This window comes from Pectobacterium carotovorum (genome assembly GCF_033898505.1).
GTDB classification, from domain to species: domain Bacteria; phylum Pseudomonadota; class Gammaproteobacteria; order Enterobacterales; family Enterobacteriaceae; genus Pectobacterium; species Pectobacterium carotovorum_J.
Genome location: NZ_JAXAFK010000003.1, coordinates 190,805 through 212,773, shown reverse-complemented (window position 1 = coordinate 212,773; position 21,969 = coordinate 190,805). Strand labels below are relative to the sequence as shown.

The 21,969-nt window shown below is 48.7% G+C and carries 34 protein-coding genes; 20 read left to right on the top strand and 14 right to left on the bottom strand.

Going from position 1 to position 21,969, the window contains the following annotated elements:
- Nucleotides 1-371 precede the first annotated feature (371 nt).
- Both pspG and dusA read right to left on the bottom strand, forming a co-directional pair.
- Nucleotides 372-644: an envelope stress response protein PspG gene (gene pspG, locus R9X49_RS15680; RefSeq protein WP_319849279.1), complete on the bottom strand. Its 273-nt coding sequence runs from the start codon at nucleotides 642-644 to the stop codon at nucleotides 372-374.
- A 290-nt stretch (nucleotides 645-934) separates the two neighbouring features.
- On the bottom strand, nucleotides 935-1,957 hold the full coding sequence (dusA, locus tag R9X49_RS15675) for a tRNA dihydrouridine(20/20a) synthase DusA (protein ID WP_319849278.1): 1,023 nt from the start codon (nucleotides 1,955-1,957) through the stop codon (nucleotides 935-937).
- Between the two features lie 96 nt (nucleotides 1,958-2,053).
- Here dusA and R9X49_RS15670 point away from each other — a divergent pair, with 96 nt between their 5' ends.
- Nucleotides 2,054-3,142 carry a site-specific integrase gene (locus R9X49_RS15670; protein ID WP_319849277.1) on the top strand — a complete coding sequence of 363 codons (1,089 nt, stop codon included), beginning with the start codon at nucleotides 2,054-2,056 and terminating at the stop codon, nucleotides 3,140-3,142.
- Here the strand turns inward: R9X49_RS15670 and R9X49_RS15665 are convergent.
- The 12 genes from R9X49_RS15665 to R9X49_RS15610 form a co-directional block, all read right to left on the bottom strand.
- Nucleotides 3,137-3,391: a pyocin activator PrtN family protein gene (locus R9X49_RS15665; RefSeq protein WP_205605901.1), complete on the bottom strand. Its 255-nt coding sequence runs from the start codon at nucleotides 3,389-3,391 to the stop codon at nucleotides 3,137-3,139. The genes R9X49_RS15670 and R9X49_RS15665 overlap by 6 nt on opposite strands.
- Nucleotides 3,388-3,627, bottom strand: coding sequence for a hypothetical protein (locus R9X49_RS15660; protein WP_319849276.1), 240 nt, complete (start codon nucleotides 3,625-3,627; stop codon nucleotides 3,388-3,390). The genes R9X49_RS15665 and R9X49_RS15660 overlap by 4 nt, the downstream gene beginning before the upstream one ends.
- Nucleotides 3,617-4,075, bottom strand: coding sequence for a hypothetical protein (locus R9X49_RS15655; protein ID WP_319849275.1), 459 nt, complete (start codon nucleotides 4,073-4,075; stop codon nucleotides 3,617-3,619). Before R9X49_RS15655 ends, R9X49_RS15660 begins: the two co-directional genes overlap by 11 nt.
- Nucleotides 4,072-4,293 (bottom strand): hypothetical protein, encoded by a 222-nt coding sequence (locus tag R9X49_RS15650; protein WP_319849274.1) that lies wholly within the window; start codon nucleotides 4,291-4,293, stop codon nucleotides 4,072-4,074. The genes R9X49_RS15655 and R9X49_RS15650 overlap by 4 nt, the downstream gene beginning before the upstream one ends.
- 118 nt (nucleotides 4,294-4,411) lie before the next feature.
- On the bottom strand, nucleotides 4,412-4,756 hold the full coding sequence (locus R9X49_RS15645; RefSeq protein ID WP_319849273.1) for a DUF5406 family protein: 345 nt from the start codon (nucleotides 4,754-4,756) through the stop codon (nucleotides 4,412-4,414).
- The gene (locus tag R9X49_RS15640) at nucleotides 4,753-4,980 is read right to left on the bottom strand and encodes a hypothetical protein (RefSeq protein ID WP_319849272.1); all 228 of its coding nucleotides are present in this window, start codon (nucleotides 4,978-4,980) and stop codon (nucleotides 4,753-4,755) included. The genes R9X49_RS15645 and R9X49_RS15640 overlap by 4 nt, the downstream gene beginning before the upstream one ends.
- On the bottom strand, nucleotides 4,973-5,251 hold the full coding sequence (locus tag R9X49_RS15635) for a hypothetical protein (RefSeq protein ID WP_319849271.1): 279 nt from the start codon (nucleotides 5,249-5,251) through the stop codon (nucleotides 4,973-4,975). The genes R9X49_RS15640 and R9X49_RS15635 overlap by 8 nt, the downstream gene beginning before the upstream one ends.
- The gene (locus tag R9X49_RS15630; protein WP_319849269.1) at nucleotides 5,244-5,450 is read right to left on the bottom strand and encodes a hypothetical protein; all 207 of its coding nucleotides are present in this window, start codon (nucleotides 5,448-5,450) and stop codon (nucleotides 5,244-5,246) included. The genes R9X49_RS15635 and R9X49_RS15630 overlap by 8 nt, the downstream gene beginning before the upstream one ends.
- Nucleotides 5,443-5,823: a hypothetical protein gene (locus R9X49_RS15625; protein ID WP_319849268.1), complete on the bottom strand. Its 381-nt coding sequence runs from the start codon at nucleotides 5,821-5,823 to the stop codon at nucleotides 5,443-5,445. The genes R9X49_RS15630 and R9X49_RS15625 overlap by 8 nt, the downstream gene beginning before the upstream one ends.
- 79 nt (nucleotides 5,824-5,902) lie before the next feature.
- Nucleotides 5,903-6,373: a hypothetical protein gene (locus R9X49_RS15620; protein WP_319849267.1), complete on the bottom strand. Its 471-nt coding sequence runs from the start codon at nucleotides 6,371-6,373 to the stop codon at nucleotides 5,903-5,905.
- On the bottom strand, nucleotides 6,370-6,690 hold the full coding sequence (locus tag R9X49_RS15615) for a hypothetical protein (RefSeq protein ID WP_205605909.1): 321 nt from the start codon (nucleotides 6,688-6,690) through the stop codon (nucleotides 6,370-6,372). Before R9X49_RS15615 ends, R9X49_RS15620 begins: the two co-directional genes overlap by 4 nt.
- A 244-nt stretch (nucleotides 6,691-6,934) precedes the next feature.
- Complete coding sequence (locus R9X49_RS15610) at nucleotides 6,935-7,657, bottom strand: XRE family transcriptional regulator (protein WP_240461583.1); 723 nt, start codon at nucleotides 7,655-7,657, stop codon at nucleotides 6,935-6,937.
- A gap of 110 nt (nucleotides 7,658-7,767) precedes the next feature.
- Between R9X49_RS15610 and R9X49_RS15605 the strand changes: the two genes are divergently transcribed.
- The 19 genes from R9X49_RS15605 to R9X49_RS15515 all read left to right on the top strand — a co-directional run bounded on the left by R9X49_RS15605 (nucleotide 7,768) and on the right by R9X49_RS15515 (nucleotide 21,755).
- The gene (locus R9X49_RS15605) at nucleotides 7,768-7,995 is read left to right on the top strand and encodes a transcriptional regulator (protein WP_205605910.1); all 228 of its coding nucleotides are present in this window, start codon (nucleotides 7,768-7,770) and stop codon (nucleotides 7,993-7,995) included.
- Nucleotides 7,949-8,287: a hypothetical protein gene (locus R9X49_RS15600; protein ID WP_319849576.1), complete on the top strand. Its 339-nt coding sequence runs from the start codon at nucleotides 7,949-7,951 to the stop codon at nucleotides 8,285-8,287. The genes R9X49_RS15605 and R9X49_RS15600 overlap by 47 nt, the downstream gene beginning before the upstream one ends.
- Nucleotides 8,284-9,108 (top strand): Bro-N domain-containing protein, encoded by an 825-nt coding sequence (locus tag R9X49_RS15595; protein WP_319849265.1) that lies wholly within the window; start codon nucleotides 8,284-8,286, stop codon nucleotides 9,106-9,108. Before R9X49_RS15600 ends, R9X49_RS15595 begins: the two co-directional genes overlap by 4 nt.
- Complete coding sequence (locus R9X49_RS15590; RefSeq protein WP_319849264.1) at nucleotides 9,105-10,097, top strand: replication protein; 993 nt, start codon at nucleotides 9,105-9,107, stop codon at nucleotides 10,095-10,097. The genes R9X49_RS15595 and R9X49_RS15590 overlap by 4 nt, the downstream gene beginning before the upstream one ends.
- Nucleotides 10,094-10,963 (top strand): ATP-binding protein, encoded by an 870-nt coding sequence (locus tag R9X49_RS15585; protein ID WP_319849263.1) that lies wholly within the window; start codon nucleotides 10,094-10,096, stop codon nucleotides 10,961-10,963. Before R9X49_RS15590 ends, R9X49_RS15585 begins: the two co-directional genes overlap by 4 nt.
- Nucleotides 10,960-12,348 carry a replicative DNA helicase gene (locus R9X49_RS15580; RefSeq protein ID WP_319849262.1) on the top strand — a complete coding sequence of 463 codons (1,389 nt, stop codon included), beginning with the start codon at nucleotides 10,960-10,962 and terminating at the stop codon, nucleotides 12,346-12,348. The genes R9X49_RS15585 and R9X49_RS15580 overlap by 4 nt, the downstream gene beginning before the upstream one ends.
- Entirely contained in the window at nucleotides 12,338-13,195 is an 858-nt protein-coding gene (locus tag R9X49_RS15575; RefSeq protein ID WP_319849261.1) for a helix-turn-helix domain-containing protein, read from the top strand. The genes R9X49_RS15580 and R9X49_RS15575 overlap by 11 nt, the downstream gene beginning before the upstream one ends.
- A complete protein-coding gene (locus tag R9X49_RS15570) occupies nucleotides 13,195-13,974 on the top strand; it encodes an antitermination protein (protein ID WP_319849260.1) in 780 nt (259 codons plus the stop codon). Before R9X49_RS15575 ends, R9X49_RS15570 begins: the two co-directional genes overlap by 1 nt.
- Before the next feature lie 244 nt (nucleotides 13,975-14,218).
- Nucleotides 14,219-15,253, top strand: a complete 1,035-nt coding sequence (locus R9X49_RS15565; RefSeq protein WP_319849259.1) for a DNA cytosine methyltransferase — start codon at nucleotides 14,219-14,221, stop codon at nucleotides 15,251-15,253.
- Between the two features lie 67 nt (nucleotides 15,254-15,320).
- Entirely contained in the window at nucleotides 15,321-15,497 is a 177-nt protein-coding gene (locus R9X49_RS15560; protein ID WP_072014142.1) for a type II toxin-antitoxin system HicA family toxin, read from the top strand.
- Nucleotides 15,498-15,546: 49 nt separating this feature from the next.
- Nucleotides 15,547-15,954, top strand: a complete 408-nt coding sequence (locus R9X49_RS15555; protein WP_319849258.1) for a type II toxin-antitoxin system HicB family antitoxin — start codon at nucleotides 15,547-15,549, stop codon at nucleotides 15,952-15,954.
- 122 nt (nucleotides 15,955-16,076) lie between these two features.
- Nucleotides 16,077-16,646, top strand: coding sequence for a hypothetical protein (locus tag R9X49_RS15550; protein ID WP_319849257.1), 570 nt, complete (start codon nucleotides 16,077-16,079; stop codon nucleotides 16,644-16,646).
- 293 nt (nucleotides 16,647-16,939) lie between these two features.
- Nucleotides 16,940-17,239 (top strand): hypothetical protein, encoded by a 300-nt coding sequence (locus R9X49_RS15545; RefSeq protein ID WP_319849256.1) that lies wholly within the window; start codon nucleotides 16,940-16,942, stop codon nucleotides 17,237-17,239.
- Nucleotides 17,236-17,709 carry a lysozyme gene (locus tag R9X49_RS15540; protein WP_319849255.1) on the top strand — a complete coding sequence of 158 codons (474 nt, stop codon included), beginning with the start codon at nucleotides 17,236-17,238 and terminating at the stop codon, nucleotides 17,707-17,709. The genes R9X49_RS15545 and R9X49_RS15540 overlap by 4 nt, the downstream gene beginning before the upstream one ends.
- A 210-nt stretch (nucleotides 17,710-17,919) precedes the next feature.
- Nucleotides 17,920-18,222: a hypothetical protein gene (locus R9X49_RS15535; RefSeq protein ID WP_319849254.1), complete on the top strand. Its 303-nt coding sequence runs from the start codon at nucleotides 17,920-17,922 to the stop codon at nucleotides 18,220-18,222.
- 85 nt (nucleotides 18,223-18,307) lie between these two features.
- The gene (locus R9X49_RS15530) at nucleotides 18,308-19,189 is read left to right on the top strand and encodes a site-specific DNA-methyltransferase (protein ID WP_319849253.1); all 882 of its coding nucleotides are present in this window, start codon (nucleotides 18,308-18,310) and stop codon (nucleotides 19,187-19,189) included.
- Between the two features lie 52 nt (nucleotides 19,190-19,241).
- Nucleotides 19,242-19,517: a hypothetical protein gene (locus tag R9X49_RS15525; protein WP_319849252.1), complete on the top strand. Its 276-nt coding sequence runs from the start codon at nucleotides 19,242-19,244 to the stop codon at nucleotides 19,515-19,517.
- Between the two features lie 110 nt (nucleotides 19,518-19,627).
- The gene (locus R9X49_RS15520) at nucleotides 19,628-20,440 is read left to right on the top strand and encodes a hypothetical protein (RefSeq protein ID WP_319849251.1); all 813 of its coding nucleotides are present in this window, start codon (nucleotides 19,628-19,630) and stop codon (nucleotides 20,438-20,440) included.
- Nucleotides 20,364-21,755, top strand: coding sequence for a PBSX family phage terminase large subunit (locus tag R9X49_RS15515; RefSeq protein WP_319849250.1), 1,392 nt, complete (start codon nucleotides 20,364-20,366; stop codon nucleotides 21,753-21,755). Before R9X49_RS15520 ends, R9X49_RS15515 begins: the two co-directional genes overlap by 77 nt.
- Nucleotides 21,756-21,969: the final 214 nt, after the last annotated feature.

The window sequence follows — 21,969 nt, the reverse complement described above, 5'->3', positions numbered from 1 at the left end:
GAGTCGGTATTATTGCCTGAAAGGCCTTGGCCATTACGCTAATTTCATCAGACTGTATGTAGGGTACAGCGTGGTGATCGTCACGAAGGTGCCGCTGTGCAGCTATTATTTCCCTGACGATGATGAAATCGTGTGGCTTGCTTGCCACCGTGTTTTATTTAACTGGCTTAGTTTGCTCACTCTTTAAACGACAATCAGGTGTCAAACTGTGGCGTCATCCTAGCAGCCACATCCGGGAAAAAATATCTGTTGGCGCACACTTTTGTACTAAAACAGGCCTTATTGAAACAAGGTAGTGTTAAATACGGCCTTGCCCGTCATTTTTGCGCGAAACTCATTTTTGTGTAACCCAGATTTTTCCCTTTCTGGCATCACCACTCATTCCCGTTGCGTTGACGATAAGTGTGTTTTCGATAGGTATAACGATGCGAATTGTAGACGGGACGCCCGCTAAATTTGCGCCACAGCCATACCACCACGACGGCTAAAATCAGCCACGGCAGCACCTTTATCGCCAGGGTAAACAGCCCGCCAATCAGCATAAAAAGGGATGCCACAAACAGTGCCGCAATGACGCCCAGCAGTGACACGCCCGTCAGCATCAGCATGATAAAAAAGCCAATAACGAAGAAAATTTCCAACATGGTGCGCTCCTGTAGCGGTTAAACCGCAGAGAAAAGTTCTGCGTGCTACACCCGTCATACTTCAAGTTGCATGTGCGTTGGCTGCGTTCACTCACCCGAATCACTTACCTGAGTAAGCTCATCGGGATTCCTTCTCTTGCCGCCTTCCTGAAACTCGAATTATTTAGGGTATACATAAGCTATAACAAGAATCGTGCCAAGATGTGCCGCTGGTAAGTGATTGATTTATCAGCGGCGACGGGAAGAGAAAAGAAAGAAAGTTGATGAAAAAGACTAACTGTTAGTGTTTTTTAAACCAGATTAACCAGCGCTAATGCACGTTCTACCACCGCCGCATCGGCACCAGGTTTGTGGGCGTTTTCACTCAGGTAGCGTCGCCACTGGCGCGCGCCGGGGATGCCCTGAAACATGCCAAGCATGTGGCGCGTGATGTGGCCTAATGCTGCACCATTGGAGAGTTCGCGCTCGATATAGGGATACATGGCACGTACCACGCCAGCCAGATCCGGCGTGGTGGTGTCGATGCCAAACAGTTCGCGGTCAACCTGCGCCAGAATCCCAGGGTTCTGGTATGCCTCACGCCCCATCATCACGCCATCCAGATGCTGTAAGTGCGTTTTGGCTTCTTCCAGCGTTTTGACGCCACCGTTGATGGCGATGGTGAGCGCGGGGAAATCGCGCTTGAGCTGATAAACGCGCGGATAGTCCAGCGGCGGAATTTCCCGATTCTCTTTTGGGCTAAGGCCCGATAGCCAGGCTTTGCGCGCGTGGACGATAAAGGTATCGCACTCGCCGCGTTCAGCGACGGTTTGAATAAAGTCGCACAGGAATTCATAGCTGTCCTGATCGTCAATGCCTATGCGGGTTTTCACCGTAATCGGGATTGAGGTACTGTCTTTCATCGCCTTGATGCAGTCTGCCACCAGCGCTGCTTCGCCCATCAGACAGGCACCGAAACGGCCATTCTGTACACGGTCAGACGGGCAGCCGACGTTCAGGTTAACTTCATCATAGCCGCGCTGCTCAGCCAGTTTGGCACATTGCGCCAGCGCTTGCGGATCGCTCCCGCCGAGCTGTAGCGCCAGCGGATGTTCTTCTTCGCTGTAGGCCAGATAGTCGCCTTTACCATGAAGAATCGCGCCCGTCGTCACCATTTCGGTATACAGCAGCGTCTGGCCAGTCAACTGGCGAAGGAAGTAACGGCAATGGCGATCGGTCCAGTCGAGCATCGGCGCGATGGAGAAGCGGTTAAGCGTTGTAGGCCGTGCAATGCCGCGTGGTGTGCCGTTTTCTCTTGGTTCTTTGTTTGTCATATTTACGTGCATTTATGTTTAATTTGTCTTATTTTCTCTTTATTGGCACCCCATGCAGCACCCCTGCGTATGGGGGCCTGAAAGCAAAGGGATTGTATGGCTTACTATAGCATAGAGAAAAGGCCGCGTGCCGATGGCACCGTGCGCTACCGTTGTACCGTGGGCGTGAAAGAAAAAGGTAAGTACGTTTACAGAGAGAATAAGACGTTCGGTAAACAAGCCCAGGCTAAGGCATGGGGTTCTCGCCGGGTTGCTGAAATTGAAGAGCGCGGAATTCCATCTAATTCTGATGCTGGCAAGATAACTGTTCGGGATTTGCTTCAGCGGTATATTAACGATCCCGATCTGGGCGGGAAGGTTGGACGCACGAAAGGTTACGTTCTGAATATGCTGGTGGATTGTGATATAGCCGATGTCATGCTGGCAGACTTGTCCGTTAATGATGTCGTCGAGCATGGTCGCCAGCGTGCAGGAGCAGGGGCAGGCCCTGCCACCGTTTCACACGACTTAAGCTATTTATCATCTGTGCTGACTGCGGCGAAACCTATTTTTGGTATTGATTACTCTGCAAATCCTGTTGTTGATGCTCGCGTCATTCTGGTTAATCTAGGTATCGTCGGTAAATCACAACGTCGTAATCGTCGGCCTGTAGGGGATGAGTTAGATCGGTTGGAAGAGGGGCTGAGAACACGGCAGGAGCATCGATCGGCAGTTATCCCCTACATTGATATCCTGAATTTTTCTATTCTGTCATGTATGCGCATTGGTGAAGTGTGTCGTATACGCTGGGATGACATCGATGAAAAGCAACGAGCCGTATTAGTTCGTGACAGGAAAGACCCGCGCAAGAAAGACGGAAATCACATGAAAGTAGCGTTACTGGGGGATGCGTGGGATATCGTTCAGCGACAGCCAAAAAAATCTGAATTCATTTTCCCCTATGTATCAAAATCAGTTTCCGCTGGATTTCAGCGCGTGCGGGAGTCTCTGGGAATTGAGGATTTACGGTATCACGACATGAGAAGGGAGGGGGCGAGCAGGCTTTTTGAAGCCGGGTTCAGCATAGAAGATGTTGCCCAAGTTACTGGGCATAGATCCCTGAATGTGCTCTGGCAGGTTTACAGAGAGCTTTACCCTAAAAACCTGCATGAGCGACTGGAAGAACTGAAAAAGCAGCGCTCATGATGAGCAGTGCTTTAACTCTTTTGCTGCCTCCTTTCTCCGCTGATCAATAAAATCGGCTAGATCTTTTACGTGCACCATTCTCGGTGCTTTCTGTGTGTCACCGAGCCGGAACGTAGGGATTGGCAAATCTCCCGCCCCGGCTTTTCTATCTGCGGTAGCTGGCTTCATACCTAGATAACGCTCGGCAATATCTGCTAGGGGGATGGTGGCCGTATTAAATTCAGCCATCAACAAAAACATTGTGTTCACTCTACCACCCCCTTACCTTCGCAACTTTCCCCGCATGCGATCCTTCCTGCGTGCGTTAGCACGTAATGTTCCCACGTCATCAGGCCGTATGGTGTTTGCTGACTTTCCTTTTTCAGCTCCAGCAATCCATCGTTAAACAACTTATCGGCCAGTGCTGCTTTTGACTGGAACGCCACGCCGCGAATTTCACACGAAAGCGCCTTTTTCAGCATCGCCAATTCTTTTTTATTCGCCATCGGTAGCCGCTCCCGTACTTTCTTTGACCGTTACTTGCTGGCTTCTTGACTGGGAAAATAGTTGATGCTTTATTTTTGCTCGGTGAACGCAGGCAAGAAATACAGCCCTCGGCAGATAGCGCTTCATCTCGTCTACCAGTAATTCACAAACCCGTTGGCGGTCTGCCTCCATAAGTTCTTTATCTTGCTGGCGTAAGATTGCCAACTTGTCGCAGATGGCGCGGCGAATCTTTCCGCATATTTTTTTGGCTATACCAGCCCTAAGGCGCCAATCAGCATCGCGCTCCTTGCCTAACTCCAACTGAATGTCGATATCACTGATACTCTGGTTGATGCTCGACAGAGCAACCAAAAGATCGCCAATTGTGTTCAGGCTATCTACATCAATGCGATTTTTCACTGCCTGACGCTGTCCTTCCTGCGTTTCTGTAATATTAGGTGTATTCATCGCGCCATCTCCTGCGTTACCACTTTATACGCACGCATCACGGCGGGTGTTCTGCCGGATAGAACCGACTTCATCAGAAACACTCCCGACCGCGCCGCCCGAACGTCAGCAGAGAACAGAGCAGCATCAACGACTCGGTTGTGCTTACGGAACTCAAAAACGGTACTGGTTATAGTCAGCGTTGCTACCGCACCAGAGTCCTGATAATTGAATTTCATCCGATAAGCCTCCCCAGCAGTCGAGCGACGCCGATAAAGCAATAAAAACCAGATGTAACCCCAAAGCCTGCAAGGGATGAAAAAAAGAGTGTCAGCATGGCTAGTTTAAATACCTGTTTCACAGTGGTTCCCCTGGCTCAATACTGATAATTTCTGCACCTATGAGCATGTCGAACAACCATTCTTCTTCGCGTAAATCTTCGTCGTACGAGGTCAGTTCGCCCAACTCGATAATTGCGTACTTGATGTCATCAAACGGAATAACCCCGCACGGAAGAGACTCATACAGGTTTTCTACGGCAACGCGAATTACATCCAAACCGGATATATTTCCCATCACAGCCACATCGAATAAGCCGCGGTACTCCCATTGCCCGAAAGTTAGGCGCACCATCTGTTTTGCCATGCGCCCACAAAGGACTAAATTAGGATCGTAATTCATGACCGCTGATTTATTGTTCATCGGTTAATCTCCTTGGTGACAGCAGCTACGCTATCCGGTGGCGTTACATGCCACCCAGCTTTACGCGCCAGCTCCAGAAAGGTATCGAGTCCCGCCACCATCTCATCATCGAATAGTCGGCGGTCGCTGGTGGCTCTGCCGTTCTTCACGTACACCAGCACGCGCCCTGTGAAATCAGGGGTAACTTGCAGCGTGGCGGTAATGGTTGGGATTTGGTCATGCATTGTTGATTTCCTGCATAGAAGTGGCTTTAGAAAAGAGCATGATGATCCCCGCGCCATCTGCGTCGCTCGTTACGCTATAAGGAACATTGGTTAGGCGAATTTTCGCCGCCAGCTTTATACTTGTTCCTGAAGCTACTGAGCGATTAACCAACCTCCATGCAATTCGCACATTACTTGCCTTGATACTTATCGCTGACCTTTCTGCATCCGGTGTGCCACTTTTTCCGGTAAGAAATAAAAATAGGTACTTGGGAGAGGACTGATTACGCATGGCTACCCCCTTTAGAAACCTCACTGGCGTAATCATGGGCGATGTTAATTAACTCAATGCCTATGTTACGGTGGCATTTGGTGTTCATCAGAAACATTCCCGCATTCAACAATCCAGCGATATTGGTGATCGCATCTTCAGGATGCATCGCCATACCCGCGAATTCTTCAATAACTGCATCCTGTGTTTTATTAGGCATGCCCCACCTCCAGAACGTTAGCGCCGTTATTTTCGATAGCATCACTAACTGCTGCTGCTACCATTTCATTCATTACTTCAAAGCCCAGCGGTGTTAATTTGCTGCCGTCTTTATTCTGCATATTGATATAAAGCGTTTTTATTTGGCTTGTTGCTGCTTCCAACCCGAATTCTTCTGCCCCTGCGCTTTCGATATATTTCACCATGCAGGCGGTGATGTTGTTTTCTGAAACTTCAACAGTGGTTTTTGTGCCGTCGCTCAATTTAAGTATTGCTACACTGCTGCCGTAATGACGCTGGCAGAAATCAACGTATAAACGGGCTATACGTTTGCGCTCCAATTCAATTTGGCTAACTGGTTTATTGCTATTCATAATTGGTGCCTCACTGATTTTAGGGTGTGGGAATCCCCAGCGATGACGCTGTAATTAAATTTTTTTGAGTGCTATTTAATTAAAATGGTCTTTCTTTCATTAACTGGTTATAAATTTTCTCTGATTCTTTCTTCTGCTCTAGTAAGACCTCATGCTTCGCAGCCCATGAGCTAAATTTTTTATTCCAGCGTTCAGCATCCCGCTTCTGTTTGTTCTTTTTGGCAAGCAACCGACGAATGCGGCGTTCGCAGCGCTTGTGCGCCGTCAGATATCGCGGTAACACTTCGCCACCCGTCCACACCTTTTCGCCATCACGATAGATTCTGATGTCGGGTTGACGAGAGCTAAGGCCAGCACGAAAGAAAACCCTTTCAGTCATGAAATGTGCCAGTCGGTTAATGGCAGTGTCACGGCTAAAGCATTTCTTATGGCGACCATGACGCGAGACCACAAAAACAGGCAAGTCGATTAATTGGAATGCATTATCAATACCATTAGCATCAATTGATTTGCCATCATAAATACTGCAATCTTTTCTCATAGCGGTCATTTTATTTCCCCGCGTTCTTTTTGATATAACTCCCCTGAGTAAAATGACGCACTTTTGCATATTTTATTTGTGGCAATACCCAAATCAGCAAGGTCACAAATGATTGACGATAAATCCCGAATTTCATCCATATCAGCTTCGTTAGCGTCATCACCGGAGTTAAGAATGCGCAAGCTAATATAATTAATTGCACCAAAAATTGACGCAGTTTTTGACCCCGTATCTTCAGCTATAGCCGAGTAATCGATATAAGATGTATCACCTTTATTTCCTACATCGGGAATATCTACTAACTGGTAAAAGGTTTTCACCGCCATTTCATTAACCTCTGGTGTTTTTTTTTCGATGAATCAAAGTTAATTCATAACTTAACTTATTGCAATAACAAAAGGTAATTTACTGTTGGTTTTTGATTAGGTCGCTGAATTAAAAGAAAAAATAAATTGCCTTTGAGTCAAGGATTGGTTGCGTTGAGGGATGGATGGATACTTGATGTAGAAATCTTCGACTTAGGAGGGGGGATTAAAAGGCGTAAAAAACCCGGCTCGGGGCCGGGTGGGGTTACCAAATTGTTGATGTCCAGAACATTCGACCAATTACTTCAACGCTCCGCATATCCACCTCTTCTGGTGGATACTCAGCTGTGTTATAGCTTCTGATGCTGAGGCGATCAGGGCCTACACGGTACAGTATTTTTATACGCTTCCATCCATCCTGATTAATAGCGTATACATTTCCGTCAATAATTTTTTTATTATGTATATCAATAGCTACAGTGGTTCCATCCGGTATTATAGGCTCCATGCTGTTTCCTCTAGCTGGAAAGCACAGCACACCAGAACCATCCGTGTTTGCACCTACACGACGCAGTGTGGATTTGGAGAACCTTAATCTATACCCGTTGTAATCATCTTCCGTTAGGCTCCCATCCCCTGCAGCTAGCTCGATGTCCTTCAGGAACGGAACCTCAACCTCATCATTGGGTAAAGGGCTGTTTTTATCCCACGCATCAACGCCAATCCATTCGGATTCAGGCGGGATCGTTGACTCTGAATAATGAGGATTTACGTTATCCGATTTCATTACTCCGTCACCGGACGCCAGCCATTCTGGGCGAACACCTAAGACTTTCGCTATCTCGATAACGTTTCTACTGGTTTGTGTTTTACCTGTAACCAACTTCCAAATTGATGGTTGAGAAACCCCAATAGCGCTAGCCAGGGCGGCTTGACTTACCCCAGCGTTCTCCATGGCAAAATTCAATCTTTCTGTGAATGTTTTCATCCTGATAACTCTATACCTTTTGTTATTAACTGGCAATTACATTAAGTTATTGCATTGGGTTAATCAAGAATCTATTATTCGCTCATCACTTATAACTTTTGGTAAGTAAAATGAGCGCTAATCACAACCAGTATATCAAGAAAGCGATAGATGCCGTTGGGGGGCAAGCTGCGTTAGCTAGAGCTTGCAGCGTTTCCCAGCCAGCTGTGTTCCGGTGGCTAAATGGTGGCAGGGTAAAGGCTGATTATGTCATGCGCATTGTAAGAGCTACAAATGGGTTGGTTCAGGCGCATGAAATTCGTCCCGATCTTCCTGATGTATTTCCACACACCAAGTAACGTGAGGTGTGACATGTCACCAGAGCAATTCATACGCAAACACATAACAGCCGCGCTGGTGGCTGAGGGGTTTCCTTCAGGTGTCGCAGGGGGGGGGCAGAGCACGGCGTTGATTATTATCGCCGAATGTCGCAGGCCAGCAAAAAAGGAGGTTGTTTCGATGATTGTTTGTTCCGCGCTCGTCAATGGGCTCTTGGACAAACGACAGCAGCGGAACGGAAAACAGGCAAAAGAAAAGCCGGAAAGAGTGGCACCTCTGACCGGCTACTTTGATCGGGGAGATAAATCATGAGTAACGATATCAGAACATTCGATTTTAATTCAAGCGCTGGTGAAATTTTAGCTTCAGTGCGCACCGTATTGATTAATCAGACACCATGGTTTTTCGCTATGGACGTGTGCACCGCGCTGGAGCTAACTAACGCATCAATGGCTTTACAGGCTGTTGATGAAGAGGATAAGGCTGAATATAAACATTACTTAGGTTCAGGTCGAAAGCCTCTGCTGGTTAATGAATCTGGCCTCTACTCACTAATCCTTAAAAGCCGGAAAAAGAAAGCTAAGCACTTTAAGCGCTGGGTTACGTCTGAGGTGATTCCGACAATTCGCCGTACCGGTTCTTACAGCCTTTCACCCGTCAGTGAAATTCCAAACTTTAGCGATCCAGCAGCTGCCGCGCGTGCGTGGGCTGATCAGTATGAAGCCACGAATAAGGCGATTGGTTATGCCCATCGTCAAGCTCAGTACATTGAGCATCTGGAAAACCTGTTTAAGCCAGGCATTACGCCAGTGAAATTCTGCAAACAACTGAATGGCGTCAACGTTCAGCGGGTTAGTGCGTTTCTGGAAGAGCATAACTGGTTGTATGACGAGCGCCCTGAATCCAGTCGCCCAGCATGGCGAGTTAAGGCTTACGCGCGTGATCAGTACCTTACTGAACGACACAACCAAATAGAGCCAGGCGATTTCGATAGTTTCGATGCCTACACGCCAATTTTATTACGGAAGGGGGCTATCTGGCTTTATCCACAATACCTAAAAGGCGGCCTGCCCATGAAGAAAACTTGGAACGGCGAGTTCACTCACGACAAAGAATTAGCAGGTGCCGCATGACAACTTCCACCCCAACCGGATCCGTAATGGCTATCGGCCGCATAAATTTTACCGGAAATGTCATCCCGGCTAACTGGTGGCGCCATGTCACGTTGCCCAGTGGTAAGCCAGATAGTACGGCGATTGTTTTGCTGTCCGATATTGTTTACTGGTATCGCCCTGCGGAGGTTAGAGACGAGCAGACTGGAGCTGTTACCGGATATCGCAAGCGTTTTCATGGTGACAAATTACAGCGCAGCTATCAGGCGTTTGCAGACCAGTTCGGCTTTTCAAAGCGTGAGACGACGGACGCGCTAAAACGCCTACGTGATGCAGGGTTAATTACTTTGGATCTGCGTACCATTCAGACGCAAACAGGGATGATGCTGAGTAACGTTCTTTTCGTGGAGCCGATAGCTGAACGAGTGAACGAAATAACCACCCATGCAGAAGCGGAACAGGTATCACGCGAAACTGTAACCCCTATTACGTTGAAACGGAACACCCTCTTACATCCTGATGTAACCCCTCCTACGCCGAAAAGTGAGACGTATACAGAGATTACTACAGAGATTACACATACAGAGACTTCTACAAATAAACCTATTGGCACATCGGCTGACGCCGCTATGCCGTCACGCTCTGCCAAGCAGGAATATTCACCAGAGTTTGAAACTGCGTGGCAAGCCTACCCTAAGCGCGCTGGCGGCAATCCAAAGCATTCAGCGTACAAGGCGTGGAATGCCCGGCTCAAGGAAGGGGTAACCCCCGAAACCATGCTGGATGGCGTGAAGCGTTACGCGGCATTCGTGACCGCTACCGGAAAATCTGGATCGGAATACGTCAAGCAGGCTGCCACGTTCTTCGGCCCCGATAAACACTTCAACGAATCGTGGCAGGCACCACCAGCATCAGGCGGTGTGCGTGCTGTAAGCCAACACACCGGATTTTCATCCCGCGATTACGGAGCAACGGATATTCCTGTCTGGGCTAAGGGGGCGAAACCATGAGCGCGTATAGCGAAACCATCAAAAAACTCGAAAACCAGATCGCTGATCTGCGCCACGCTGAAGCGTTGGGGGAAGGGCGACTAACTGGCCCTAATGAGATTTACCAGCAGGTTACCATGGAGAACGGGCACTGCCCGACGCACGGCGGCTATACCGGCTATCGTGCCTCTGTTGAGATTCGCGGTCGCGCACTTGATAAATTATCGGATTGCCCCGCCTGCGTGCGTGCTGAAATCGACAATGCCGAACGTGATTACTCCCGTGCTGTTACATCCTCGTTGCTGGAGGCTGTACGCATCCCGCCGCGGTTCGAACATTGCGAATTCTCCAATTTCCACCCTGTTACGCCTAAGGCGGAAGAAGTGGCCAGCATCGTGAGCGCTTATGCCAAGTCATGGCCGAGCATGTTAGAGGCTGGAACCGGGTTAGTTCTTTGCGGGAAGCCAGGAACAGGGAAAAACCATCTGGCGATCGCACTGGCAAAGACGCTTATCCGCCAGCATCGCGCCAATGTGTTACTCACGTCCGTCATGCGGATGATCCGCGCTTTCAAACGCGCATGGTCGCGCAGCGGCGACTTTACCGAGGACGAGCTGATCGGGATGTATACCGGCTGTGACCTGCTGATTATCGATGAGGTGGGCGTGCAGTACGGCACCAATGCTGAACAGGTGGTGCTGTTCGACATCATCAACACGCGATATGAAAACATGATGCCGACTGTGCTGATCAGCAACCTGACGCCGGCGCAAATCTCAGAGGCCATCGGCGAACGTCTGACCGATCGCATGAGCGAGAGTGACGGCGCCGTACTGGTGTTTGATTGGAACAGCTACAGAACACAGAAAGGCGTGGTGACTGAATGACGTCTTTCTGGAGAAATTACGATATCGAAAGCGCTTTTATTGGCTGCCTGTTCCTGCGCGGATTGGATAGTGAAGTTTTGGAGATTATCAACCGAGTGCCTGAGGGGGCGTTTGCTTCGCTTCAGCTTCGTGAAATTTACAGAGGGGTACGCCAGCAGGCAAAAACAACCGGAGTGATTGACCCTGTTTTGCTGAGTGATGCCATGCCGACCTATTCAGCAATCATTATCGAAACCGGAAGAAGCGCGCAAGGAACGGCAATGTTGAAGCCGTATGCAGATTCACTGTTGCGCAATGCGGCCATTCGGGAAGCGGAAGACGCCTTAAGCAATGCACAGAAGATTATCGGGGGAGCGAGAACGCCGGAAGAGGCAGTGAGAGCGGTCAATGATGCAAAGGGTGTGATTGCGGCACTCAGTTTTAACTCAGGCACTATTAGCCCGATTCACATTGACGAGCTGCTGCCCCGCGTTGTCGATCGCCTGGATGCCAAAATGGCCGGAGAGAGCGACGGGCGATCATTGCTAACCGGTATTGAGGATCTGGATTTGCTTACTGGCGGATTCGACCCCACCGATCTGATTTTCATCGCCGCGCGGCCATCGATGGGGAAAACGGAATCTGTGCTTGATATCACCGATAGCGTCAGCGCTAAAGGCGGCGGCGTTCTGCTGTTCAGCATGGAAATGTCTGATGACCAGATAACAGACCGCATGGTTTCTGCGGCTGGTGGATTGCCCGTATCCAAACTGAGAGCACCTGAACACCTTGATGATGAGAGCTGGGCGCGGATATCTCGGGGTATAGGTCAGATGACAGGCCGCCCTATCTGGATCATTGATGCTTCGGAACTGACTGTTACGGAAATAGAGAGCATTTCGGCAGCACACAAAATAGCCCACCCGGAAACGGTACTGGTTATCGTTGACTATCTCGGCCTGATTAAAACAGAGGGCAGCAAACGTTACGACCTTGAAATAGGTGACGTATCAAAGGGGTTGAAGCGGATTGCAAAGACGCAGCGTACGCCCGTCATTGCCCTGAGTCAGCTATCAAGAAGCGTGGAATCCAGAGTAAACAAACGCCCAGTTAACGCTGATATGAAGAACTCAGGGGAGATAGAGGCAGATGCTGACGTCATCATGATGCTGTACCGCGACGAAGTTTATAACCCCGACTCACCCGCTAAAGGGGTTGCCGAAATAAACATTACTAAAAACAGAAATGGCCCACTAGGTACGGTGTATCGCCGTTTCTTCAACGGGCATTTTTTCCCGATCAACCAGGATGAGGCGAAAAAACTTTCCACCCCTGAAGTTCAGCAGGCCGGAAGATCTCGCCCATACAAAAAAAGCTATCGCAACGGGAGTGACAATGCGTACTGATAACCAAGAACATAAAACACTTTTTACCATCCCGTCACAGTCACACGGTACGGAGATGGCGACAACGAAGCCGCTACCACCCCAGCGAGCGATTACGGGCCATAAACAAACCGATGCTTACTTGTGGGTGCTGGAAGTCATCAAGCTGAATGAACCAGCACATTTACCAGCAGCAGAAGAAGCGCTAAAAAAGCTGAAGATAACCCCTAAGGATGCTCAACGGCACTATTCGGATTATCTAATCAAATCCGGTGCTGACCCGATGCAAGCCGCCCTTGGTACGTTTCTTATGGATAACCCTCAGGGATACATCAACAGGGCAAGGCAGGGAATCAGCAAAGCCTCAGAGGTACGGGCTGTTTTTGGCGACTACGAAACCGCACTGGAAGACACTGAAGCCGAAAAAAGAATGCTCTCTGGTGAAATGGCTGATGTTTATTCAACGTGCTGGGGGTGGACGGAAAAAGAGATCAAAGACAAGTGCATGTACGGAAAACGAGTCTTTGAGGTTGCCGAACAGCGGTACGCCATGTCAAAGGGTTTCAGGGGGCAACTACCAGAGCCGGAAACGCTGTCTGATGTGGTGCGCGAGTTTCAGTATTGGGGCTGGCTTTACTGGATGCGTGATAGCGCCGCCAAAGAGTTGGGGTATGAATACGGTGATAGCGATCGCGATCATATAGGAGACAGGGAGGACTACTTGCGGGAGCGATTGGCAACCATTAAGCCGGTATCTCGATGTGAGGCTGTAGATGTTTGCAGATGGGTACTGGAAAACGAAAGCCTAAACGATCTGGGCGAGAAGACAGATAACATCATTTTAAATCTGGTGGGGGAGTGTGGCTAATGCGTATTGAATCAGCCTTAAAATATTTCAGCCCTAAATCCCAGCAGATTACGGACACATCACGGAACACCAGCTCGGATGCGTTAACAGGCACCGACATGATGGGGGCTATTGGCCTATGCCAGTCTAAGGCGGGGTTTGGTGTATCAGCATTGTTAGGCAGGGCAGGGATTAGTGAAGAGGATAAAGAACGAGCCATTGCAGAACTAACGCAATACGCGAAACGCACCGCACCGAAACTGGTAACAAAAGCCGCTGGCGGCAAGCTAGGGCGTTGCATGGTGATTCTATCGGGATTGGCGTTTGAGGAGTATTCCCGATCTGCGTCCACCAGCATTAAATGCCCTAACTGCGAAGGTAAGGGGCTTATTCAATCCTCCCGTGAAGTTGTCAAATACCCCGGATATGTTGGCGCGGACGGTGAGGAGAAAATACCGGAGAGAAAAGCTGTCGAGGTTGTGACCGAGAAATGCAAACATTGTGACGGAAAGGGCGTCAGGCTGGCGCGTTGCAGGTGTAACGGTACTGGGAAGATACGCGACATGGACGAGTCGAAGCGTCAGGGCGCTCCTGTTTACAAGGGGTGCGATCGTTGCGCTGGGCGTGGGTACAGGAGGCAACCAGGATCGGCCGCATATCGAGCTATCTCCGCTCTACTGCCTGATCTGCAAGAGAGGACATGGAACCGGAACTGGAAGCCTTTTTTTGAAAAGCTGGTGGACAAGTGCGACAGAGAAGAGGGGCGAGCTGATATTGCATTCAAAAAGATGACAGAATAAAAAGCACTTGATTTTGTCCGAAAATGGTGTGTATCATTCAAATAGTGGATTACTCCGCGTAAAGCACACTGAATCATCAAACCCTGCCATTCGGCGGGGTTTTCTTTTTTCTATCTTCAGGAAATGGGCGATCACTAACAGTGGTCAGACTGCCAGCGATCATTTACCCATGCACTAGGTCATGAAGTAAACCGAGGCCCAATCGTCTAGCCAGACGGGCCAATGCTATCGGAATACTGTATATATGACCAGTTTGATAAAAGACCAAAAACCCCCGCTATTCTACGGATCGGTATGTTCAGGCATTGAAGCTGCCAGCGTTGCGTGGAAAGGTTTGGGTTGGCACCCTGCGTGGTTCAGCGAAATTGAACCATTCCCATGCAAGTTATTGAATACGCGATATCCCAGCGTGAATAACATTGGCAATATGCTTAACGCCCCATCGTTATTACGATCGGGACAGATAGCAGCACCAGATATTTTAATCGGTGGTACGCCGTGCCAGGCGTTCAGCGTGTCGGGTAGACGAGAGGGTTTAAGCGATCCGCGAGGACAGTTAACGCTGGCATTTGTTGATATTGCCGACGCAATAGACAACGTGCGAAAGGGCGAAAATAAGCCGGAATCAATTATTGTTTGGGAAAACGTAACAGGGGTATTAAACAGTGCAGACAACGCATTCGGTTGCTTTCTCGGCGCGCTGGCCGGAGAAAGTAGCGCATTACAGCCAGCAAGGGGAAGATGGCCGAACGCTGGTATTGTGTCTGGACCATCGCGCACCGTTGCTTGGCGAGTTCTCGATGCTAAATTTTTCGGAGTCGCCCAGCAGCGTAAGCGAGTGTTTGTTATTGCAAGCGCTCGACCAGACTTCGATCCCGGAGCCGCTTTATTTGAGTCCCAGCCAGTGCGCCCGCGCTCTAAAAACTATTATGGAGCGCCGAAAAAATCCGAATCAGGCGCTAATTCAGGCATTGAAAGAGAATTCAAAACCTACTGCATAGACGCGATCCCGCGCTACACAGGAACGCTGGTGGCCAACTACACCGGAACGTCATCACAGGATATGGCGATGCTCGGCGGTCTGATTACAGAAACGAACCCTGTCAGGGTTCGCAGGCTCACCCCTACTGAATGCGAACGGTTACAGGGGTTTCCTGTTGGCTACACTGATCTTGGTGGTACATCAATGACGCGACGTTACCACGCGCTGGGAAATTCTATGGCGGTTCCGATCATTAAGTGGCTGGGTGAGCAGATAGATTTACACCGCATAAAGTAATCAAAAATGTTGACATGGTAATCAAAAATGTTTACTATAATTCCATGTTCAACAGATTGGAGGAGTGGTGAAGCAAAGCGAGTTCAGGCGGTGGCTTGAATCTCAGGGGGTTGAGGTTTCAAACGGTACAAACCATTTGAAGCTGAGATACAACGGGAACCGAAGTGTAATGCCGAGGCACCCGAGCGCTGAGATAAAAGAACCACTGCGAAAGGCCATACTGAAACAGCTTGGCCTGAAATAACAAACCAGCCCTTCGGGGCTGGTTACTCGCAGAGATTCATCATAACGATATGCGATATCCAGTAAATTTAGACCCGGATTCAGGCGGCTACGTTGTGTCGTTTCCTGATATACCGGAAGCCCTGACGCAAGGGGATACGCGGGAAGACGCGTTAAAAGAGGCGCTGGATGCGCTGGTTACAGCCTTCGAGTTTTATTTCGAGGATAACCAGCGTATTCCGGCACCAGGTAACATAACGGGTGATTGCGTAGAGGTTCCGGCCAGCATTGCTGCTAAGGTTTTAATGCTGAATGCGTTTGTTGATTCCGGCTTAACTCAGGTTGAGCTGGCGTCACGCATGGGTGTAAAAAAACAGGAGGTAACCCGACTGTTTGATCTGCATCACTCAACGAAAATAGACACAATTCAAAAGGCGATCTCTGCAATGGGATTGCGCTTGGAACTGGTGGTCGCTTAACTTGCCACCCTCAAAATAATCACTCAAGGCTGCGCTAACGCGTGGCCTTTTTTCGTCACAGTATTCCGGTTAATAGCTTTCGGCTAAAATTCGACGCATTGCAATATGCAAATGGGGAAGAAATGAAAAACCTACCTGATGATTATTTTTTGGATGCCGACGATGATCTCGTGGCTTTTCTGGAAAAACAGGGAGAGGACTGTATCCGGGAAATTCATCAGTCCAACGCGCTTAATAAGGAAAACGGTCAGAAATTATTGAGCATACTTATCGCTGGTGTTGGCTCGTCTTTTTTGTTGTTGACGCAACGCACAGGCTTGGATTACCTCACCGCTGGAATGTCTGTTTTTTTAGTCTACTGGGCAATGTGTGCGGCTTATCTTGTTCGTCGCGTCCTCGCTGTAAGGTCGCGAGCTCTCGTGTCATCGACACCCTATGCGCTGTATCATGATGGTTATAAGGGATTTACTGAAGATGATTACTCTGGTTTTGAATCGAAAGGACTTTCAGCAGCACGATCAACATTGAACGTCTTGAGGCGTTACCGGCTGGCAGATTTAACTAGAATGGCCGAGATGAGTAAAAAAGAGAACGCCAGAATAGGTCGAGAACTGGAAAGGGTAAGAATCGCTACAATCCTCACCCCTGTTTGTGCACTTGTAATTTCAGTGCTTACTTACTTTTCTTTCTGATGTTTTCAGCAGAATCAGCAACGAATGTATAACCCGTTCTCAGATTCCTTTCGGCTGGCTGTGGTGCCGGCTTAGGCTGTGGTGCTGGTTGCGGCTTACTTTCTCCAGAAGGTTTATTTGATTCGCTCATTTAATTCCTCGTGTTTGATATGGTTACTTTTGGCGATTTAACGATAGCAAACGCGACGACAAGCAGCCAGACGATTCTGGCACCCCATAAGGCTATGCATCCGCGTGGCCTTTTTTATTTCCTTCACACAGCGCCGACCATCCGGGAGGTGGAGAACATGAGAATGGACCAACAACCGGGGAATATCGTTACCCAATTTTTCGCGTGGCTTGCCGCCATAGCGGGTGCGCTGGGATGGACAACGCAGGACGTTATTTATTTCGCGTTCGGTGCGATCGGCGTAATCATTTCAATCGTGTCGTTCATTTACGGGCGATTTGATGCGAACAAAAAGCGCCGGGAAGAAGAGAAGCGGACGCGCCTGCTTCAGAACTACCTGGATGAAGCAAAAAACAAACCAGCTGATTCTCGCCCGTCTGCTGTTGAGGTTGTGGCTGAAGCGCTAAGAAAGGTGGATGCATGAACCCGACATTAAAAGCACGCATTGCGAAAGCCGCCGGTGGTGGCGCTCTGGCGATTGCTATCGTTCTCATTCAGTGGTTTGAGGGCGTTCGATATACGCCATATTACGATGTCGCCGGAATCCTGACAGTCTGCTATGGGCATACGGGATCCGATATCATCATCGGAAAAACGTACACGCAAGCTGAGTGCGATGAGTTGCTGGAAAAAGATATGGCTCCGGTTGCTGCGGCTGTCGAGCGACACGTCAAAGTTCCAATGAGCGATTTTCGCAAAGCTTCGCTGATTTCGTTTACGTACAACGTGGGTGTTGGTTCTCTGACTCGCTCAACAATGCTGCGTAAGTTGAATGCAGGCGACACGTCAGAAGCGTGCGACGAGCTAAAGCGATGGAATAAAGCTGGTGGCAAAGTCTGGCGGGGGCTGGTGGATCGTCGGGCAGTGGAGCGTGAGTTATGTTTGGCGACGTAAAATCACTACTCGTTGGGCTGGTGGCTGGAATAGTGATTGGCGGTTACGTTCAGGGGTTGCGCTGGGATGCTGATGCTGCGGAACGTGATAGCAATGTATCAGCTGCAAATGAGCAACGCGCCGAAACGATAACGTCAAACGTCATCACATCTATGCGCATCATTAACACAATTACGCGAGCGAATGCAGATGCAAAACAGCAGATACAGAATGAGTCTGAGACGCGCATTGTTTATATACGTCAATCGCTATCTGGTGAGAGATGCGCTGCTAATCATGTTCCTGCTGATGTGGTTAACCGGCTGCGCGAACACGCGTACAGAATACGTGCCAGCTCCGGTGGCGCCGATTCCCGCCGAATTGCTGATTGACTGCATCGTACCGGAAATTCCTTATCAGATGACATACGGCGATAGCGTTGAACTGAATGAACGACTACTGACAGTGATAGAGAAATGTAACGCTGATAAACGGGCAATCAGAGATATTGACGCGATGAGATGGGGGCTATAAAGGTTGCTCCATTATTCATAAATAACTGGACCTTCATTGATAGGGCTGGTATGCTCCAATGACTTTCATTTTGAGGTCTAACGGGATGTTAAAAAAAACCGCCATAAATATCAAAACCGATGGAACACATCTCTATCAGGGTGACTGTCTTAATTTATTATCCATGATGGAAGATTCATCCGTTGATCTTATTGTTACATCCCCACCGTATGCCGATCAGCGAAAAGGCACCTATGGCGGAATTTCACCTGACAAGTATGTGGAATGGTTTACCCCAATTGCTGAGCAGTTACATCGCGTTCTCAAGCCAACAGGTTCGTTTGTGCTTAACATCAAAGAAAAAGCGGTGAATGGAGAAAGACATACATACGTGCTTGAGTTGATTTTGCGTATGCGCCAGTTAGGTTGGCTGTGGACGGAAGAGTACATTTGGCATAAAAAAAACTCATTTCCTGGCAAGTGGCCAAACCGGTTTCGTGATTCTTGGGAGCGCTGTATCCATTTTACAAAATCAAAAAAATTCGCAATGTACCAAGATGCAGTAATGGTTCCTATGGGTGACTGGAAGAAGGATCGTCTGAAAAAACTCAGCGCAAAAGATACTATCCGGGATGAGTCGCGTGTTGGGAGCGGGTTTGGAAAAAACATATCCAACTGGCAAGAAAGGGAGATGGCTTATCCTACCAACGTTCTGCACATGGCTACTGAATGCGGGAATAAAAGCCATAGCGCAGCTTTCCCTGAATCGCTCCCCGAGTGGTTTATCAAACTTTTTACACAACCAGGTGATGTCATATTGGATCCTTTTGCAGGCTCAGGAACAACATTGTTGGTTTCTGAGAGGCTCTCAAGAAACTCTATTGGTTTCGAGCTATTGCCATCCCATTGTGAGGTTGCAAAAAATCGCGTTGGACTAGAGCAGAATAGCCTGAATGGATTTGTTACATTTAGCAAAACTACTGAATAACCTCCGGATCTGTGGTACTTTCCTTTATGGTTAACCAACAAAAGGAAAAAACATGTCTGGAACATGTATTATCAGTGGTTGTGGACGGTTAGCAAATAAAATCATCGGGGTAAGACTTCGTCGAGAACTTGATGATTTATCTGCTATTTGGGCTCATAACACAAATGCTTATTTGTGTGATGAACATGCAGCAATGGGTTATGAAGTTGAAGTGACTTTCACTCCTCGCGAAGACAATACCATTCGCACCGTTGTAAGTGACGGTGGTACTGATCAGGTTGTGCGTTTGTTTGAGATAACTAACCCGGTTAACCGCCCTGGTGGTTGAAATTGCTAGCAATACTATGTGAACCGCCTACGGGCGGTTTTTTATTGCCATCACACCATTCATTCCTGAGTGAGTGAATAGCGTAATGGTTTTATCAAAGCGAGGATGATATGCCCAATACACCGGACTGGGGGGCCATCGAGAAGGCCTACTGCGCCGGAGTGTTGTCCCTCTATAAAATAGCAGCACAGCACGATATAACCGAGGGAGCCATACGGAAAAAGGCTGCAAAGCTGGGCTGGGTACGCAACAAAAAAGGCGGTACGCAAAAAGGTACGCAAGTACGCAAAAGCGGTACGCAAAAAAATAGTGCGCGTACCACTCAAAGCCCCGTTAAATCTGGCGATGGCGAAAAGCGCGCGGAAGGGAAGGCCGAACATCATCAGGAAACGAAACCGATTCGCGGATCGCGTACCGCACCACCCGTTAACCCATTCCAGCCCGGTAACCAGCACGCCCTTAAACATGGCGGATACGCTCGCCGTTTGTTGCTGAGCGATGAAGTGATAGAGGATGCCAAGGCGCTCCAACTGGAAGATGAGTTATTCCGGTTACGCGCCAGCAATCTTGTTGCCGCCGAAAATATCGGAAGGTGGATGACCAAGCTGGAAGATGTGAAGGAACCTCAGGAGAAGAAGGGGTTGCTTGAAAATATCAGCGCCGCTGAGAAAGCCATGATGCGAAATACCGTGCGCATTGAATCCATAACCGGAACGCTGGCCACCGTTGGGAAAATATTCGCAGATACCGATTACCGCCTGGCTGCAACTGAGAAAGTCGGCCTTGAGGTTGACCGACTTAAACGTGAAGTCGGTGATACAAATGACAACGCACCTCGCGGACTGAATGACTTCTATGCAGATATCGAAACCAACACTGAATCCAGCGCTGCGCCCGTTCTGGACGACAAAGGCAAGGAATAAAGTTTTATATGGTGGGCGAACATCAAGTAAGTCGTGGGATGCTGCTGGGATCGCTATTTTTCTGGCTGACAATTACCCTCTACGATTCCTTTGCACTCGTCAGATACAGAACAAAATCGAGGAGTCAGTTTACGCCCTACTAAGAATCCAGATAAACAGGTTTGGGCTGCGTCACCGCTTCCGCATTATGGATAACAAAATAATCAACCGGCACACAGGCGCGGAATTCATTTTCTATGGCCTATGGCGTCACACTGAAGAGATCAAATCTTTGGAAGGCGTAGATGTGCTTTGGAATGAAGAGGCGCACGCGATGACCGAGGCGCAGTGGGAGATACTGGAACCGACAATTCGTAAAGAGGGCTCGGAATGTTGGTTTATCTTCAACCCGCGACTGGTTACAGATTTCGTCTGGAGAAATTTTGTTGTCGAGCCACCACCAAACACCTTGGTGCGTAAAATTAACTACGATGAAAACCCGTTTTTGAGTGACACGATTAAAACTGTTATCGAGGCAGCTAAAGCGCGCGACCCAGAAGCGTTTGATCACGTTTACCTCGGTGTACCTCGCACGGATGACGACGAGGCGATCATTAAGCTGTCGTGGATTGAAGCGGCTATTGATGCTCATAAAAAGTTAGGGTTCAAGGCCGAAGGGCGTAAACGCGTTGGCTTTGACGTAGCAGACAGCGGAGAAGATAAGTGCGCAAATGTTTTTTCTCACGGCTCTGTCGCGTTCTGGGCTGACGAATGGAAGGCCCGTGAAGACGAGTTAATGAAAAGCAGCAAGCGGACGTATAACGTTGCGCTGGAGCGTGATGCTGAGGTGGTTTACGACTCAATCGGTGTTGGTGCTTCATGTGGATCTAAGTTTGCCGAGATCAACGAAGAGCGGCAGAAGGAGGAGGGGCGACGCGCCAAGCTGGTGGAATATCATAAATTCAATGCTGGCGCAGATGTTCATGAACCAGAGCGAGAGTATCAACCTGGCATTAAGAACAAGGATTTCTTCTCAAACCTCAAAGCTCAGTCTTGGTGGCTAGTTGCTGACCGCTTCCGCAATACGTTCAACGCCGTAACGCATGGTGAGAAGTTCCCTGTTGACGAAATGATCAGTATTGATAGTGATTGTCCATTTTTAGATAAGCTGAAATTTGAGCTATCCACGCCAAAGCGTGACTTCGACAAAAACGGGCGCGTTAAGGTTGAGAGCAAAAAGGATTTGGCAAAGCGTGAAGTTAAATCCCCAAACGTTGCAGATGGTTTCATTATGGCGTTCGCTCCGGTCAAAACTCGCCGTGGCTTTTTTGGATAAATGGCTCATCAAAAACGGTCGGTTTTTCCTCTATTTAACATAATGGTGCTTATCTGAACTTATATTTAAAATACCACTTTAAACTAATGATTGGTTGGTGGGTTAGCACTGATGTAGTTACGAAAAGCAGCACAAATCCAACGTGATAACAGCGATTTCGTGGGCTGATATCTGTTTTTTATCTCAATCAATTCTACTGAACGAAACCGGAGCC